Origin of the sequence: Alterinioella nitratireducens (genome assembly GCF_013155465.1) — a bacterium.
GTDB classification, from domain to species: domain Bacteria; phylum Pseudomonadota; class Alphaproteobacteria; order Rhodobacterales; family Rhodobacteraceae; genus Alterinioella; species Alterinioella nitratireducens.
The window spans coordinates 447,385-461,357 of sequence record NZ_JABJVX010000001.1 but is presented as its reverse complement, the minus strand read 5'-3'; the positions used below and the strand labels follow the sequence as shown (position 1 = coordinate 461,357).

Here is a 13,973-nt window from a genome sequence, read left to right as displayed (position 1 = left end):
CGCGTTAACCTTAATGTCGGGTTACGTCATGCCCGTAGAGCCAGTCAAACCGGCGTGCGGCGAGGCCGGGGGCCAGCCTGGTGCCCAGTTTCAGGGCCAGATGTGCCGCGGCGCGGGTGGGGCCGGGATGCAGGTGGTAGTTCCGCGCGTTCCGGGAGGCGGCGTCGATGACACGCGCGGCGCGCGGGCGGCGGCGGGCCTGGTAGGTGGCGAAGGCGGCCTCGGTCGTCGCATGGGTGTCGAGGCAGTCGGCCAGCACCCAGGCATCCTCCAGCGCCATGTTGGCGCCCTGCGCCAGGAAGGGCAGCGTCGGATGCGCCGCATCGCCCAGGATGGCCGCGCGGCCCTGGCCCCAGTTGCGCGCGACCGGGTGGCGAAAGAGGCCCCAGAGATAGACCTCCTCGGCGCGGTAGAGGATGTCGCGCACCTCGGGGCAGAAATCGACGAAGGCGCGCCAGGGCGCCTGGGGGTCGTCGCGGTGGTGCCAGCCTTCGGCGGCCCACGCATCGCGTTCTTCAACCGCCACCACATTGAGCAGCGCGCCACCGCGCAGGGGATAGGTCACCAGGTGGCGGCCCGGCCCCATATGGATCGTCGCCTCGGGCGGGGTGGCCGGGTCATCCCAGGGGATGGTGCTGCGCCAGGCGACCTGGCCGGTGAAGAAGGGCTGCCCGCCGGGGTTCAGCGCGGCACGGGTGGGCGAATGCAGCCCCCCTGCCCCGATGATCAGCGGCGCGGTTTCGGTGTGGCCGTTGACCAGCATCTGGCCCGCCTCGGGGTCGACGCCCGTGACGTGCTGGCCAAGCTCGATGCGGGCGCCGGCCTCGCTCGCGCCCTGGCGCAGGATATTGATCAGGTCGGCGCGGTGGGTCAGGTGATAGGGCCGGTCGGGGCGGGTGAGGTCCAGCCGGAACACCGGATCGCCGCGGCGAAAATCGCGCAGCTGCACCGCGCGCGCGAGCGGGGCCGCCGCCTGCAGCGCGCCTTCCAGCCCGAGCGCGCGCAGCACCGCCACGCCATTGGGCGTGACCTGCAACCCGGCGCCGACCTCGCGGATCGCATCGGCCTGTTCCAGCACGCGCACCTGCGCGCCGCGCTGCGCCAGGGCGGTTGCCACGGCCAGCCCCGCGATGCCCGCGCCCAGAACGGTGATCTCTTGCCCATTCAGCATGGCCCCTGCCTTTCGCATGAAAAAACCGGGCACCCGCAAAAGGCCCCGGTTTCATCCCTGCCCCGGTCGCCCGGGGATTGCCATGAGGCACCGCGCCTCAGTCGTCGCGATGCACTTTCTCGCGGCGCTCGTGGCGTTCCTGGGCCTCCAGGCTCATCGTCGCGATGGGCCGCGCATCGAGCCGCTTGAGCGAGATCGGATCGCCGGTTTTCTCACAATAGCCGTATTCGCCCTCTTCGATCCGGCGCAGGGCAGAGTCGATCTTCGAGATCAGCTTGCGCTGGCGGTCGCGGGTGCGCAATTCCAGAGCGCGGTCGGTTTCCTCCGAGGCGCGGTCGGCCACGTCTGGGATGTTGCGGGTATCGCCCTGCAGGACCGCGACGGTCGAGCGGCTTTCATCAAGAAGGTCCTCGCGCCAGGCGATCAGCTTGCGGCGGAAATACTCCACCTGGCGGTCATTCATGAACGGTTCATCCTCGGCGGGACGGTAATCATCAGGCAGAAAGACTTCAGCTTTCATTGTTCTCCCTTTCGCGGGACCGGAACGAGGGGGCGACTCAGTCATCACGTCCTCACGCGGCCTCATTGCGGCCCGATTACTCCAACATCGCCCCCTTGTCACCCCACCTAATGGCCGCTTGTGACCAAATGAGGGCATGCTATGGTCCGGCCCGATCGGGGCAGGCCAAACGATTGAGGCAGTATATGAAATTCGACGGAACCGCCGATTACGTGGCGACGGAAGACCTGAGCGTGGCGGTCAATGCCGCGGTGACATTGCAGCGTCCACTGCTGGTCAAGGGCGAGCCCGGAACCGGCAAGACGGAACTGGCGCGGCAAGTGGCCCGGGCGCTGGATCTGCCGATCATCGAGTGGCATGTGAAATCCACCACGCGGGCGCAGCAGGGGCTGTATGAATACGACGCCGTCAGCCGGTTGCGCGACAGCCAGCTTGGCGAGGAACGCGTGCATGACGTCGCCAATTACATCCGCAAGGGCAAGCTGTGGCAGGCCTTCGAGGCGCCCGAACGGGTCGTGCTGCTGATCGACGAGGTCGACAAGGCCGATATCGAGTTTCCCAACGATCTTCTGCAAGAGCTCGACCGGATGGAGTTCCATGTCTACGAGACCGGCGAGACCGTGAAAGCCGTCAATAGGCCCATCGTGATCATCACCTCGAACAACGAAAAGGAACTGCCCGACGCCTTCTTGCGGCGCTGTTTCTTCCACTACATCCGCTTTCCCGATATCGACGTGCTGAAACGCATCGTCGAGGTGCATCACCCCGGCATCAAGCCCGCGTTGCTGACCACCGCGCTCACGCAGTTCTACGAGATCCGCGACCAGCAGGGGCTGAAGAAAAAGCCCTCCACCTCGGAAGTGCTGGACTGGCTCAAGCTGCTGCTGGCCGAGGATCTTTCGCCTGAAGACCTCAAGCGCGACGGGGCGTCCGCCTTGCCGAAACTGCACGGGGCGCTTCTGAAGAACGAGCAGGACGTGGCGCTTTTCGAACGGCTCGCCTTCATGGCGCGCTCCGGCGGGCGGTCGGCCCGCTAGATGCTGGCCACCCTCGCCGATCCGATCCTGCCGGTCTTCATGGTGATGGCGGCGGGCTACCTGTTGCGCAGGATCGGCGTGATGGAGGCCGAGCATGCGGGCATCATCAACCGCTATGCCTTCTACCTCGCGGTGCCCGCCCTCATCGTGTCGGTCGTGGCAACGACGCCCTTCTTGCAGATCGAATGGCGCGCGGTGGCGGTCTATTCCTCGCTTCAGGTCGGGCTGGCGCTGGCCGGTTTCGCGGTGCTGCGCCTGCTGTTCAGGATCGAGATGCGCGAGGCGGTGCTGCTCGGCATGGCCACCAGCTTCGTCAACCACGTCTTCTTCGTCCTGCCCATCGCCGAGCGGCTGGTGGGCCCCGATGCCGCCATGCCGATGGCGGGGATCGTGATGGTGGATGCCGGGTTCATCTTCCCGATGAGCGTGCTGCTGGTGGCACGGCTCAGCGGCGGGCGCAGCGGACAGGGGCGGCTGGCGGGGCTGCTCTTTCGCAACCCTTTCGTCTACGCCTCGCCCATCGGGGTGGCGATCGGGCTGATGGGGGATGCCGCGCCCGCGGGGCTGATGACCTTCATGACCTTCGCGGGCGGGTCGGCGGCGCCTGTCCTCCTCTTCACGCTTGGCATCACGCTGGCGGGCTCATCGTTGCTGCGCACCGGGGGCGCGGTCTGGACCGTCGTCGGGCTGAAACTGCTGGCCCATCCCGTTCTGGTCGGCAGCGGGCTGGCCTTGGTCGGAGCCAGCGCCTTTACCGGCGACATCACGCTTCTGGTGGCTGCCGGTCCCTGCGGGGCCATGCCCTTCGTCATCGCCACGCAATACGGTGTGGCAACCGAGCGACTGGCCAAGGTCGTGCTGATCTCGACCTTGCTTTCCATATTGTCGCTGGCATATCTCACTTTGCGTTTCATCTGATGCAGACAGCATCGAAAGGCGCGTTCGACCGCAGGGAGAGGCAGCGTCTTTCGATTCCAATCCAACGCAATGTGCTTTATCTCACGGGATAGTGCGGGCGGATTGACTTGTCCGACCCCCAAATTGTGCCACAATCGCAGGCTAAGACCCCCCGAAACCCGCAAAGGCCCGCCTCCGCATGACGTCCGACCTTGTTATCCGGCCCCTTGCGGCCCGCGACCGCGACAGCTGGCAACCGCTCTGGCGGGCCTATCTGGCGTTCTATGAGACGCAGGTGGATGGGCAGGTCTATGATGCAACCTTTGCCCGCTACGCCGACCCGGACAATTCGGATATGCGCGCCTGGCTCGCCTGGCAGGGGGACGCCGCGCTTGGCCTTGCGCATGCCATCGCACATCCGCATGGCTGGCGGGTGGCCCCTGTGACCTATCTGCAAGACCTCTTCACCGTTCCGCAAGCACGCGGGCGCGGCGTTGCGCGCGCGCTGATCGACGCCGTTTACGCGGATGCCGACGCGGCGGGCCGCCCCGCCGTCTACTGGCTGACCCAGACCGGCAACGCCACCGCCCGCGCGCTTTACGACCGCATCGCCACCCCGACCGATTTCATGGTCTATCGCCGAAAGACAAACTGACCCGCCCATGATCAAGACCAGTCTTGCCATCCTGTCCCTCGCCTTCGTGGCCGCCTGCGCGGCCACGCCTGTTGCCGATCTGCCCGAGCGGCGCGGCGCGACCCTGCCCGCGGCGCTGCCGCCCATGGCCATGTTCGGCACCCCGCGCCCCGTGGCCAGCACCCGGTCGAACACCGAGATCGCGCGTGATTTCCTGGAACTCAGCTTCGAGATGGAGAGCGGGCGGGCCATCCCCACCCTGTCGCGCTTCGAAGGGCCGGTGACTGTCGCCGTGGCCCCCGGCGCGCCGGTCACGCTGAACCGCGACCTCGAACGGCTGATCGCGCGCCTGCGCGCCGAGGCCCGGATCGACATTCGCCAGGTCGCGAACGGGCCCGCGCCCGCCTCGATCACCATCCAGACTTTGCCGCGCGCCCGGATGCAGCGCGCGGTGCCGCAGGCGGCCTGTTTCGTGGTCCCGCGCGTCTCCTCCTGGGCCGAGTTCCGGCAGGCGCGGCGCAGCGCCGGCGCGCTGGACTGGACCACGCTGGAAACCCGCGAACGGGTGGCCATCTTCATCCCCAGTGATGTCAGCCCGCAAGAGGTGCGCGATTGCCTACACGAGGAGATCGGCCAGGCGCTTGGCCCCCTGAATGACCTCTACCGGCTGTCGGACTCGGTCTTCAACGACGACAATTTCCATGCCGTGCTGACCGGGTTCGACATGCTGATCCTGCGCACCTATTACGACGACGCGCTTGTATCGGGCATGTCGCGCGCCGAGGTCGCCGCCCGCCTGCCCGCCATCCTGTCCCGCCTCAACCCCACCGGCAACCGCGCCGCGGCCAGCGGGCCATCGCGTCCGCACCGGCAATGGATCGCCTCGATGGAGGATGCGCTTGGCGACCGGCTGCCGCTGCAATCGCGCATCGCGGCGGCCGAACGCGCGGTGCAGATCGCGGTTGCGCAGGGCTGGAGCGACACCCGCATCGGATTTTCCCATTTCGCGCTAGGCCGCCTGACGCTGGCGCGGGACGCCAACCGCTCGGTGCGGGCCTTCGTCACTGCCGGCACCTATTTCCGCCGCATCGACCCGAATGGCATCCAGGTCGCGCATGTGAACATGCAGCTTGCCGCCTTTGCCCTGTCCGCGGGCGAGGCCGACCAGGTCCTGGCCCTTGTCGGCGATGCCCTGCCCGCCGCGACGCGGGCCGAAAACGCCTCGCTTCTGGCAACCCTCCTGATGCTGCGCGCCGAGGCGCTGGAATTGCAGGGCCGCCCCTCCGAGGCCGCCACCGTCCGGCTCGACAGTCTGGGATGGGCGCGCTATGGCTTCGGTGCGGACCAGGCCGTGCGCGAACGGCTGACCGAGGTCGCCGCCCTGCCGCCGCAAAGCTGACCGACCCCATGGGATAGGATGACATGGCGAACCTTCTGGGACTGTTCCTTGGCGTGGCGATCGGCCTCTTCCTTGCGCGCCGCAAGGGCGGCAACCGCATGGATATGGCGCATTACGCGGGCGTCTTCGGCCTGATCGGGCTGATCCTCGGCACCCTTGTCGGCGTGTTCCTGCTGCGCGGGTAAGGGCGATGTTCCTGCCCTTCTTCGAGACCCTGCGCGCCGCCCGAATCCCCGTCAGCTTGCGCGAATACCTGGCCTTTCTGGAAGGCGTCGGCGCGGGGCTGGTCACCTATGACATCGACGGTTTCTACTACCTCGCGCGCACCGCGATGGTGAAGGATGAACGCCATCTCGACCGCTTCGACCGCGCCTTTGCCCACAGTTTCGGCAGCCTTGAGGCGATCACGCCGCAAGAGGTGCTGGAGGCCGCCGAGATCCCCGCGGACTGGCTGGAGAAACTGGCCGAAAAACACCTCAGCCCCGAGGAACGCGCCGAGATCGAGGCACTTGGCGGCTTCGACAAGCTGATGGAGACGCTGCGCGAGCGCCTGAAGGAGCAGCAGGGCCGCCACCAGGGCGGCAACAAGTGGATCGGGACCGCCGGAACCTCGCCCTTCGGCGCCTATGGCTACAACCCCGAGGGCGTGCGCATCGGGCAGAAGGAAAGCCGCCACCAGCGCGCGGTCAAGGTCTGGGACAAGCGCGAGTTCCGCAATCTCGACGACAGCGTGGAGCTTGGCACCCGCAACATCAAGGTGGCCCTGAAACGCCTGCGCCAATGGGCCCGCACCGGGGCCGAGGAGGAGTTGGACCTCGACGGCACCATCCGATCCAGCGCCGAGAAGGGCTATATCGACGTGAAGACCCGGCCCGAGCGGCACAATGCGGTCAAGCTGGTGCTGTTTCTCGATGCGGGCGGCTCGATGGACCCGCATGTAAAGGTGGTGGAGGAGCTGTTCTCCGCCGCGCGGTCCGAATTCAAGCACCTGGAACACTATTACTTCCACAACTGCCTCTATGAAGGCGTCTGGCGCGACAACCGCCGCCGCTGGACCGAGCAGATCCCCACCTTTGACGTGCGCAACACCTACGGGCCTGATTACAAGTGCATTTTCGTGGGCGATGCGGCGATGAGCCCCTATGAGATCGCGATCCCCGGCGGCGCGAACGAGCATTGGAACCGGGAGGCGGGCCAGGTCTGGCTGGACCGCGCGCGCAACGCTTGGCCCGATCACCTCTGGATCAACCCGACCCCGCGCACGCATTGGCCCTATACCCAATCCATCGCCATGATCCGCGAGATATTCCAGGGCCGCATGGTGCCGATGACGCTGGAAGGCATTGATACGGGCATGCGGATGCTGTCGCGGTGACGGAAACGCCCGCCTGCCGCGTGTTACCGCAAACCGCCCGCCGATCCGGGCCAAGGCAGGGGCCACCCGCATGATCCGATTTCTCAGACGCATCTGGCAGGCCGCCCCGGTCGCGACCGTGATCCTGGCCCTCGCGCTGACCGCATCGGTCTTTTTCGGGGCCAGGGTGATCAGCCGCGCGATCTACTGGAACGATCCGGCCCACCAGGAACAGGCCATCGAGCCCTGGATGACGCCGGGCTATGTCGCGCAGTCCTGGCGCGTCCCGCGTGAGACGGTGGGCGACGCGCTGGACGCGTTCGGCGCGCGCCCCGCAAGGCCGATGAATTTCGACCGCATCGCCGCGGAATCCGGCATCCCGGTCGCGGACCTGATCGCCGCCACCGAGGCCGCGATTGCCGCCTTCCGCGCCACGGAGGGCGCGGAATGAGCGATCTCGTCCTGTCGCTGGTGACCGAGTTCGGGGCCTATGTCATCTTTGCCTCGGCCTTCCTGTCCTGCCTCGCGCTGCCGATCCCCACCTCGTTGATGATGCTCTCGGGCGGGGCCTTCGTGGCCACGGGCGACCTGTCGCTCTGGACCGTTGTGCTTGCGGCCTATGCGGGCGCGGTCCTGGGCGACCAGACCGGGTATATGCTGGCCCGGTGGGGCGGTGCGCCCTTGCTGGCCCACCTTGCCCGCGCGCCTGCGCGCCGCGCCGCGCTGGACCGGGCCCGCGCCCTTGTCGAGCGTCGTGGCGCGGTGGGTGTGTTCTTTTCCACCTGGCTTCTGGCCCCGCTTGGACCTTGGGTGAATTTCGTGGCCGGGGCGACGGGGTTTTCCTGGGCGCGGTTCGCGCTCTGGGACATCCTGGGCGAGGTCATCTGGGTCACCGGCTATGTCGGGCTCGGCTATGCGTTTTCCAGCAGCATCGGCACCGTGGCCGACGTGATGGGCAATATCGTCGGGTTGCTGGTGGCCGTTACCGTGGCGATCGCCATGGGCCTGTGGATCCGCACCATCCTGCGCCAACAGCGCCGCGCCAGGGCCCCTTGAGGCGATTTTCATATGCAACCTTTACCGCCCCCCGCGCATTGGACCTCCAAGACAATTCACAAAAGGAGACCGCGACATGGCTATCGAAAAACACGGGAGCGCGAACTGGAAGGGCGGATTGAAGGACGGCAAGGGCCTTGTCTCGACCCAGTCCGGCCACCTCTCGGACCAGCCCTATGGCTTCAACACCCGCTTCGAGGGTCAGGGCGGCACCAACCCCGAGGAACTGGTCGGCGCGGCCCATGCCAGTTGCTTCGCCATGGCGCTGTCGATGATCCTGGGCGAGGCCGGCATGACGCCCGAGAACATCGACGCCACATCGACGGTCTATCTCGAAGAGGTCGATGACGGCTTTGCGGTGACGCGGGTGCATCTGGATGTCGAGGCGCAGATCCCCGGCGCGGATGCCGCGAAATTCCTGGAGGCCGCGGAGACCGCCAAGGTCAACTGCCCGATCTCCAAGCTTCTGGCGGGCGCCGAGATCACCATGGACGCCGCCCTGGTCTGACAATCACGCCCCACCTGCCGCCCGCGCCATTGCCGCGCGGGCGCGCAGGCCCCATATCTGCGCCATGATTTTGCGCCTGACCCCCATCCTGCTTGCCATCGCCTACGGGCTGGTGATGTATCATTTCTCGGCCTGGCGCACCCGGCGCGAGCTGGATGCGAAATCCACCGAACTGGCCGATCCCGGCCTGCGCGCGCTCTGCGCCCGGATGGCGCGCGCGCTGGAGATCGCGCGCATCCGCGTCGACATCTACGAGGTCGACCCGGTGAACGGGCTTGCCGCGCCCGATGGGCGGATCTTCCTGACGCGCGGGTTTTACGAGAAATACCGCAAGGGCGAGGTGACCGGCGAGGAAATGGCCAGCGTCATCGCGCATGAACTGGGCCATGTGGCGCTTGGCCATGCGCGCCGCCGGATGATCGACTTTTCCGGCCAGAACGCGGTGCGCACGGTGCTGGTGACGGTCCTGGGCCGATTCATCCCCTGGGTCGGGCCGATGATCGCGAACCTGTTGATGTCGCTCCTGGCCGCGCGTCTCAGCCGGGGCGATGAGTATGAGGCCGACGCCTATGCCGCGGCGCTGCTGACGAAGGCCGGCATCGGAACGGGCCCGCAGAAATCGCTGCTGACCAAGCTGGAAGGGCTGACGGGGATGCGCGGGCGCGGCACCCCGGCCTGGCTGATGAGCCACCCGAAGACGGCGGAACGCATTGCCGCGATCGAGACGCTGGAGGCCCGGTGGGTGAAGGCGTGAAGGGCGTCGAACGCTGCCGCGTCCGACCGGGGGCCATGCGTGAACGCATGGCGGGACCCCTCCCTCCAGCATCGCGCCCCGGGGCGGATGGGCCCTCCGGGGGAGGTATTTTCGGCAAACTGAAATCAGCGGGTAAGGGCCTTGCCCAGACGCGGCAGGCGGGCGCGCTTGAGGAGCGGGCGCAGGGCCAGGTCGGTCAGGGGCTCCGCCTCGGCATGGACCTGTCGTGCGGCGGCGGCGACAGGGTCGGGGTCGGAGAGCCAGAGGTCATGGAGCACCGCATCGGGATGGCGGGCGGCAAGGCCGTGGGCGGAAAGCTGTCGCGCCGGAAAATCCTTCAGGTTCAAGGTGATGATGGTGTCGGCGCGGCCCTCGATGGCGGTGGCCAGCACATGGATATCGCCCGGATCGGGAAGCCAGAGACCGGCCTCGCGCGCGGGGCTGGCCGCGATTTCGGCCTCGGGCCAGCGCGCCGCCATCCGCGCCATTTCCCCGCGCGCGAAGACCCCGTCGCCGGGATTGAGCCGTTCCGCGGTCAGATACCATTCCTTGAGGATGCGCGCCGACCAGAGCGGCGTGATCAGCCCCGCCCCGGCCACGCCAAGCAGGATCTGGCGCAGCACGGTCGGGTAGAGCACGCAGGCATCCAGCACCGCCCTCATGGGAGGAGGCGGAAGGCCAGCGCCTTGAGGTAGCCGGTCTCGGTCAGCGCCGGGTGTTGCGGGTGATCCGGCCCGGCAAAGCCCGTGTAGATCAGGCGCGGATCGCGGCCCGCCCGTCCGATCCCGCGCAGGCAGGCGGCGCGGAACCTGCCCAGGTCGGCGGCGTGCGAGCAGGAGCAGAGCACCAGCGTGCCGCCCGGCGCCACCAGCGGGGCCGCAAGCCGCGCGATGCGTTCATAGGCGCGCAAACCTTGCGTCAATGCGGATTTGGACGGCGCGAAGGCGGGCGGGTCGGCGATGACGATGTCGAAGCGGGCCGGTTCCCCCGCCATCGCCTCCAGCACCGCGAAGGCATCGCCCTGCCGTGTCTCGAACCTGGCGCCCTGCCCCATCGCGGCGGCGCCCTGTTCGGCCAGCGCCAAAGCGGGTGCCGAGGCATCGACGGCCAGCGCGCTCTCCGCGCCACCGGCCAGCGCCGCAAGGCCGAACCCGCCGACATGGGCGAAGACATCGAGCACGCGTGCCCCCCGCGCCATGCCTGCCACGAAGGCGTGGTTGGGCCGCTGATCATAGAAAAGGCCGGTCTTCTGCCCGCCCGTCACATCGGCCAGATAGGTCGCCCCGGTCATCTGCACCGGCAGGGCCGCGGCGGGGGCGGTGCCGGTCAGAATCGCGCTCTCCTCCGGCAGGCCCTCCTGGGCGCGGGCGCGGGATTGGCCGTTCTTGATCACGGTCGTGGCCCCGGTCAGATCGGTGAGGATCGCGGTGATCTCATCGAGCCGGTCCTCCAGCCAGATCGCGTTGGGTTGCAGCACCAATACATCGCCGAAACGGTCCACGATGAGACCGGGCAGCGCGTCGCCCTCGGCATGGACGAGCCGGTAGAAGGGCGCGTCGAAGAGGCGCGCGCGCAAGGCCAGCGCGGCGGACAGACGCGCGCGCAGCCAATCCCCGTCAAGCGTCGCGCCCGGATCGCGGTCCAGCACCCGAAAGCCGATCTTCGCCTCAACGCTCGCGGTGCCGATGGCCAGCGGCTGACGCTCGCCATCCTCAAGCACGGCAATCGCACCGGGGGCGACCCCGCGCGCGCGGCGGTCGAGCACAAGCTCATCGGACCAGACGAAGGGATGCCCATGGCGGATGCGGCGCGCATCGGCCTTGGGTTTGAGCCGCAGAACGGGAAAGGGGGACGCTGTCATGCGCCCCCCTTATCGGGATTTCTTACCGTTGGAAACGGGGATCAGGAGGTGAAGCCCGGCACCGGTGGTGTCAGCCCGAACTCCTGTTGCGCCCACCTGACCACCTGGCTCTGGATGCGGTCGCGCTGGAAGATGCCGTTGCGTTCCGATTCGATGGCGCGCTGGCCGCCCAATGCGCGGAAGGTCAGGTCGATTTGGCGCGGGCCGGTCAGGGCCTGGCCGGTCTCGGCATGGCGCACGGTGAACAGGAACTCGATCTCGTGCTGGCCGCCGATCGTATAGCGGGTGCGTTCGGTAAGCGCGTGGAACCGGGTCATCTCGATCTCGACGATGACGGGGACAGAGCCCTCCATCGGGGTCAGGGCAAACTCCATCGCTTCGGCCATGATCGCCTGCACCTGGGCATGACGGTCGCCAAGCGGATCCTCGCGCCAGACGATATCGGCGCGCGGCTTGAGGCGGTTGGCCTCGGACACGGTCAATTCTGCGGGGACGTCGATGATGATCTCCTGCACGTCCCAATCGGCGCTGACGATATGGGTGGGCAGCGCGCCGGGCGCGGGAAGATCCTGCGTCACGTCGACGCCGGGAACGGTGGAACAGGCCGAAACGCCAAGTGCGGCAAGGCCAAGAAATGCGACTACGAAGCGGTTCATGCTCATCTCTCCTGCCCCGTGCCTGGTTTTTGTTTTCACAGGGCTCTTTGGTTGCTCGATGGCATGATCATGACAGTGAATGAGGGCGGAAAAAGGATGGCCCCGGTGCCAATCCGGGGCCATTTGGTGCAAAATCAAGGCAAATGCGACGCGAATTGTGGCGATCACATTCGCGCCCTATCGCCTGTTTTCATGGGGATTGTTTCGGATCCATCCCCAATATTGTGTCAGCCCTGCGCCACAATCATGCGCTGCTGGCCAAGCCCGTCAACCTCCAGCACGACCTCGTCGCCCGCCTTCAGGAAGGTCGGCGGGTCCATGCCAAGCCCGACGCCCGCGGGCGTGCCGGTGGCGATGATGTCGCCGGGATGCAGGGTCATGAACTGGCTCAGATAGGCGACCGAAAAAGCCACGCCGAAGATCATGTCGGCGGTATTGCCGTCCTGCCGCGTCTCGCCGTTCACCATGAGGCGCAGGCCGAGCTTCTGCGGGTCCGCGATCTCGTCGGGCGTGACCAGCCAGGGGCCGATGGGGCCGAACGTGTCGCAGCTCTTGCCCTTGGTGAACTGGCCCGCGCGGCGTTTCTGATACTCGCGCTCGGAGACGTCATTGACCGCGACGAAGCCCGCGATATGGTCCATCACCTGATCTTCGGTAATGTATTTCGCGCGCTTGCCGATGACGATGCCAAGCTCCACCTCCCAATCGGTATTGGTCGAGCCGCGCGGCAATTCGATGGTGTCGTTCGGGCCGCAAATGGCCGAGGTGGCCTTCATGAAGATCATCGGCTCGGGCGGCGGGGTGGCGCCGGTTTCGGCGGCGTGATCGCGGTAGTTGAGGCCGATGCAGACCATCTTGCCCGTGCCCGCGACCGGAGGACCGAGGCGCGGGTTGCCTTCGACGACCGGGCCATCGGCGGTCAGGCTGTCGAGCCGCGCCAGCACGTCACCCGCCAGGTCATCCACCTGCCCCGAAAGGTCGCGCAGCACGCCGTTCCCGTCCAGAATGCCGGGCTTTTCCCGCCCCGGTTCGCCATAGCGCAAGAATTTCATCGCCCTTGTCCCTTTCGATGTTCGGATGTCTGGCGACAGAAAGACCCGAAGCGCGCGCAGGGTCAAGCCATGCTCAGCCGGGGCCAGGCATGGCGGCGTCGATCAGGCGTTCGGCTGGGGTTTTCTCGGGTGCCGGTTCGGGCGCTGGCTTGGCCACGATCTTCTGCGGCGGCAGCCCCGCGCCTGGCATCAGGCAGAGCGCGCGCTTGCCCGCAACCGCGCCCAACCGCGCCCGCAGGACCGGTTTGCCCTTCACATCCGTGACCCGCATCTGCGCCAGGTCGGCGCGGTCGAACTCCAGCACGTCGCCGACATCGAGGCCCTGCAAGCGCGCCAGCGGCATGGTCTGGCGCAACAGCACCGCCTCGAGCGCAACCGGCGCTTCGGACGCGATGGCGGGCCAGAGCCGCGCCCAGGCCAACCCGTCGCCGGGGCCGTCCTCGGCCTGATACGCGGTCTCGCCGGTGACCGGCACCAGCAGCATGATCCGGCCCGTCTTGGCCCCGTCGCCCAGTGACAGCTGCACCGTGATCAGGTGATAGGGCCGGTCGGGCAGCAGCAGGTCCAACTGGCGATCATCGGTGACGCAGGCGCCATAGGTCAGGCCGAGGGGCCAGTTGACGCCCGCCTGCCCGCCCATCTCGGCGGCAAACCCGCTGAGGAACAGCCCGATGAAATCGCGGCTCAGCGCGGCGTCGATCTGGGTGGTGGCGCGCAGCATCGCAGGCGCGGTATCGACGCGCCCCGTGGTCTGCACCTCGACCAGCGCATCGACGACGCCGTTTTCCAGGATGCAAAGCGCGCGCGCGCCCGGCCCCCCCTCCAGCACCGCCAGCAGGCGATGTTCGGGCAGCGCCGCGCGGGCCTCGGCCAGCGTCATGTCCCATTGGGCCTCTTGCGGGTCGGGCGTGGCCATCAGCCCCTCATAGGGGGCCGCCGCCTTTCGCAGCGCGCGGGTCAGCGCCGCCGACAAGCCATCGGGGCGCAACGCCGCGCGGGCGGCACCTGCCCCCGTCCCTGCCAGTTTCTTCCGCAATGCCGCGTTGAAGCCGCTTTCCGCCATGGCCTACCTGT

The 13,973-nt window shown here is 67.6% G+C and carries 17 protein-coding genes; 10 read left to right on the top strand and 7 right to left on the bottom strand.

What is annotated here, in order from left to right:
* Positions 1-10: 10 nt before the first annotated feature.
* The gene (locus HNS34_RS02285) at positions 11-1,171 is read right to left on the bottom strand and encodes an FAD-dependent monooxygenase (RefSeq protein ID WP_172317557.1); all 1,161 of its coding nucleotides are present in this window, start codon (positions 1,169-1,171) and stop codon (positions 11-13) included.
* A gap of 97 nt (positions 1,172-1,268) precedes the next feature.
* A complete protein-coding gene (gene dksA, locus HNS34_RS02280) occupies positions 1,269-1,691 on the bottom strand; it encodes an RNA polymerase-binding protein DksA (protein WP_172317555.1) in 423 nt (140 codons plus the stop codon).
* Positions 1,692-1,876: 185 nt separating this feature from the next.
* Here dksA and HNS34_RS02275 point away from each other — a divergent pair, with 185 nt between their 5' ends.
* The 10 genes from HNS34_RS02275 to HNS34_RS02230 all read left to right on the top strand — a co-directional run bounded on the left by HNS34_RS02275 (position 1,877) and on the right by HNS34_RS02230 (position 9,330).
* On the top strand, positions 1,877-2,728 hold the full coding sequence (locus HNS34_RS02275) for an AAA family ATPase (protein ID WP_172317553.1): 852 nt from the start codon (positions 1,877-1,879) through the stop codon (positions 2,726-2,728).
* Positions 2,729-3,646 carry an AEC family transporter gene (locus tag HNS34_RS02270; RefSeq protein WP_172317551.1) on the top strand — a complete coding sequence of 306 codons (918 nt, stop codon included), beginning with the start codon at positions 2,729-2,731 and terminating at the stop codon, positions 3,644-3,646.
* Between the two features lie 178 nt (positions 3,647-3,824).
* On the top strand, positions 3,825-4,280 hold the full coding sequence (locus HNS34_RS02265) for a GNAT family N-acetyltransferase (RefSeq protein WP_172317549.1): 456 nt from the start codon (positions 3,825-3,827) through the stop codon (positions 4,278-4,280).
* A 7-nt stretch (positions 4,281-4,287) separates the two neighbouring features.
* Positions 4,288-5,658, top strand: a complete 1,371-nt coding sequence (locus HNS34_RS02260; RefSeq protein WP_172317547.1) for a DUF2927 domain-containing protein — start codon at positions 4,288-4,290, stop codon at positions 5,656-5,658.
* Positions 5,659-5,681: 23 nt separating this feature from the next.
* Positions 5,682-5,843, top strand: coding sequence for a hypothetical protein (locus HNS34_RS02255; protein WP_172317545.1), 162 nt, complete (start codon positions 5,682-5,684; stop codon positions 5,841-5,843).
* 5 nt (positions 5,844-5,848) lie between these two features.
* A complete protein-coding gene (locus tag HNS34_RS02250; RefSeq protein WP_172317543.1) occupies positions 5,849-7,033 on the top strand; it encodes a vWA domain-containing protein in 1,185 nt (394 codons plus the stop codon).
* A 70-nt stretch (positions 7,034-7,103) separates the two neighbouring features.
* Positions 7,104-7,463, top strand: coding sequence for a hypothetical protein (locus HNS34_RS02245; RefSeq protein ID WP_172317541.1), 360 nt, complete (start codon positions 7,104-7,106; stop codon positions 7,461-7,463).
* Positions 7,460-8,068, top strand: a complete 609-nt coding sequence (locus HNS34_RS02240; RefSeq protein ID WP_172317539.1) for a DedA family protein — start codon at positions 7,460-7,462, stop codon at positions 8,066-8,068. Before HNS34_RS02245 ends, HNS34_RS02240 begins: the two co-directional genes overlap by 4 nt.
* A gap of 82 nt (positions 8,069-8,150) precedes the next feature.
* Complete coding sequence (locus HNS34_RS02235; RefSeq protein ID WP_407925848.1) at positions 8,151-8,576, top strand: OsmC family protein; 426 nt, start codon at positions 8,151-8,153, stop codon at positions 8,574-8,576.
* Positions 8,577-8,643: 67 nt separating this feature from the next.
* On the top strand, positions 8,644-9,330 hold the full coding sequence (locus HNS34_RS02230) for a M48 family metalloprotease (RefSeq protein ID WP_172317909.1): 687 nt from the start codon (positions 8,644-8,646) through the stop codon (positions 9,328-9,330).
* 125 nt (positions 9,331-9,455) lie between these two features.
* On the opposite strand, the gene HNS34_RS02225 is transcribed toward HNS34_RS02230, so the two are convergent.
* The 5 genes from HNS34_RS02225 to HNS34_RS02205 all read right to left on the bottom strand — a co-directional run bounded on the left by HNS34_RS02225 (position 9,456) and on the right by HNS34_RS02205 (position 13,962).
* A complete protein-coding gene (locus tag HNS34_RS02225) occupies positions 9,456-9,992 on the bottom strand; it encodes an RSP_2648 family PIN domain-containing protein (protein ID WP_172317535.1) in 537 nt (178 codons plus the stop codon).
* Entirely contained in the window at positions 9,989-11,191 is a 1,203-nt protein-coding gene (locus tag HNS34_RS02220) for an RSP_2647 family RNA methyltransferase (protein WP_172317533.1), read from the bottom strand. Before HNS34_RS02220 ends, HNS34_RS02225 begins: the two co-directional genes overlap by 4 nt.
* A gap of 41 nt (positions 11,192-11,232) precedes the next feature.
* Entirely contained in the window at positions 11,233-11,847 is a 615-nt protein-coding gene (locus HNS34_RS02215; protein ID WP_172317531.1) for a DUF6778 family protein, read from the bottom strand.
* A 227-nt stretch (positions 11,848-12,074) separates the two neighbouring features.
* Positions 12,075-12,899 (bottom strand): fumarylacetoacetate hydrolase family protein, encoded by an 825-nt coding sequence (locus HNS34_RS02210; RefSeq protein ID WP_172317529.1) that lies wholly within the window; start codon positions 12,897-12,899, stop codon positions 12,075-12,077.
* A 73-nt stretch (positions 12,900-12,972) separates the two neighbouring features.
* A complete protein-coding gene (locus HNS34_RS02205) occupies positions 12,973-13,962 on the bottom strand; it encodes a FliM/FliN family flagellar motor switch protein (protein ID WP_172317527.1) in 990 nt (329 codons plus the stop codon).
* Positions 13,963-13,973 lie beyond the last annotated feature (11 nt).

What these genes read in the sequence shown, in the direction of transcription:
- HNS34_RS02255 (WP_172317545.1), top strand. Translation starts at nt 5,682, where the DNA reads ATGGCGAACCTTCTGGGACTGTTCCTTGGCGTGGCGATCGGCCTCTTC.
- HNS34_RS02215 (WP_172317531.1), bottom strand. Translation starts at nt 11,847, where the DNA reads ATGAACCGCTTCGTAGTCGCATTTCTTGGCCTTGCCGCACTTGGCGTT.
- HNS34_RS02240 (WP_172317539.1), top strand. Translation starts at nt 7,460, where the DNA reads ATGAGCGATCTCGTCCTGTCGCTGGTGACCGAGTTCGGGGCCTATGTC.
- HNS34_RS02265 (WP_172317549.1), top strand. Translation starts at nt 3,825, where the DNA reads ATGACGTCCGACCTTGTTATCCGGCCCCTTGCGGCCCGCGACCGCGAC.
- HNS34_RS02220 (WP_172317533.1), bottom strand. Translation starts at nt 11,191, where the DNA reads ATGACAGCGTCCCCCTTTCCCGTTCTGCGGCTCAAACCCAAGGCCGAT.
- HNS34_RS02245 (WP_172317541.1), top strand. Translation starts at nt 7,104, where the DNA reads ATGATCCGATTTCTCAGACGCATCTGGCAGGCCGCCCCGGTCGCGACC.
- HNS34_RS02250 (WP_172317543.1), top strand. Translation starts at nt 5,849, where the DNA reads ATGTTCCTGCCCTTCTTCGAGACCCTGCGCGCCGCCCGAATCCCCGTC.
- HNS34_RS02260 (WP_172317547.1), top strand. Translation starts at nt 4,288, where the DNA reads ATGATCAAGACCAGTCTTGCCATCCTGTCCCTCGCCTTCGTGGCCGCC.
- dksA (WP_172317555.1), bottom strand. Translation starts at nt 1,691, where the DNA reads ATGAAAGCTGAAGTCTTTCTGCCTGATGATTACCGTCCCGCCGAGGAT.
- HNS34_RS02275 (WP_172317553.1), top strand. Translation starts at nt 1,877, where the DNA reads ATGAAATTCGACGGAACCGCCGATTACGTGGCGACGGAAGACCTGAGC.
- HNS34_RS02270 (WP_172317551.1), top strand. Translation starts at nt 2,729, where the DNA reads ATGCTGGCCACCCTCGCCGATCCGATCCTGCCGGTCTTCATGGTGATG.
- HNS34_RS02225 (WP_172317535.1), bottom strand. Translation starts at nt 9,992, where the DNA reads ATGAGGGCGGTGCTGGATGCCTGCGTGCTCTACCCGACCGTGCTGCGC.
- HNS34_RS02210 (WP_172317529.1), bottom strand. Translation starts at nt 12,899, where the DNA reads ATGAAATTCTTGCGCTATGGCGAACCGGGGCGGGAAAAGCCCGGCATT.
- HNS34_RS02205 (WP_172317527.1), bottom strand. Translation starts at nt 13,962, where the DNA reads ATGGCGGAAAGCGGCTTCAACGCGGCATTGCGGAAGAAACTGGCAGGG.
- HNS34_RS02285 (WP_172317557.1), bottom strand. Translation starts at nt 1,171, where the DNA reads ATGCTGAATGGGCAAGAGATCACCGTTCTGGGCGCGGGCATCGCGGGG.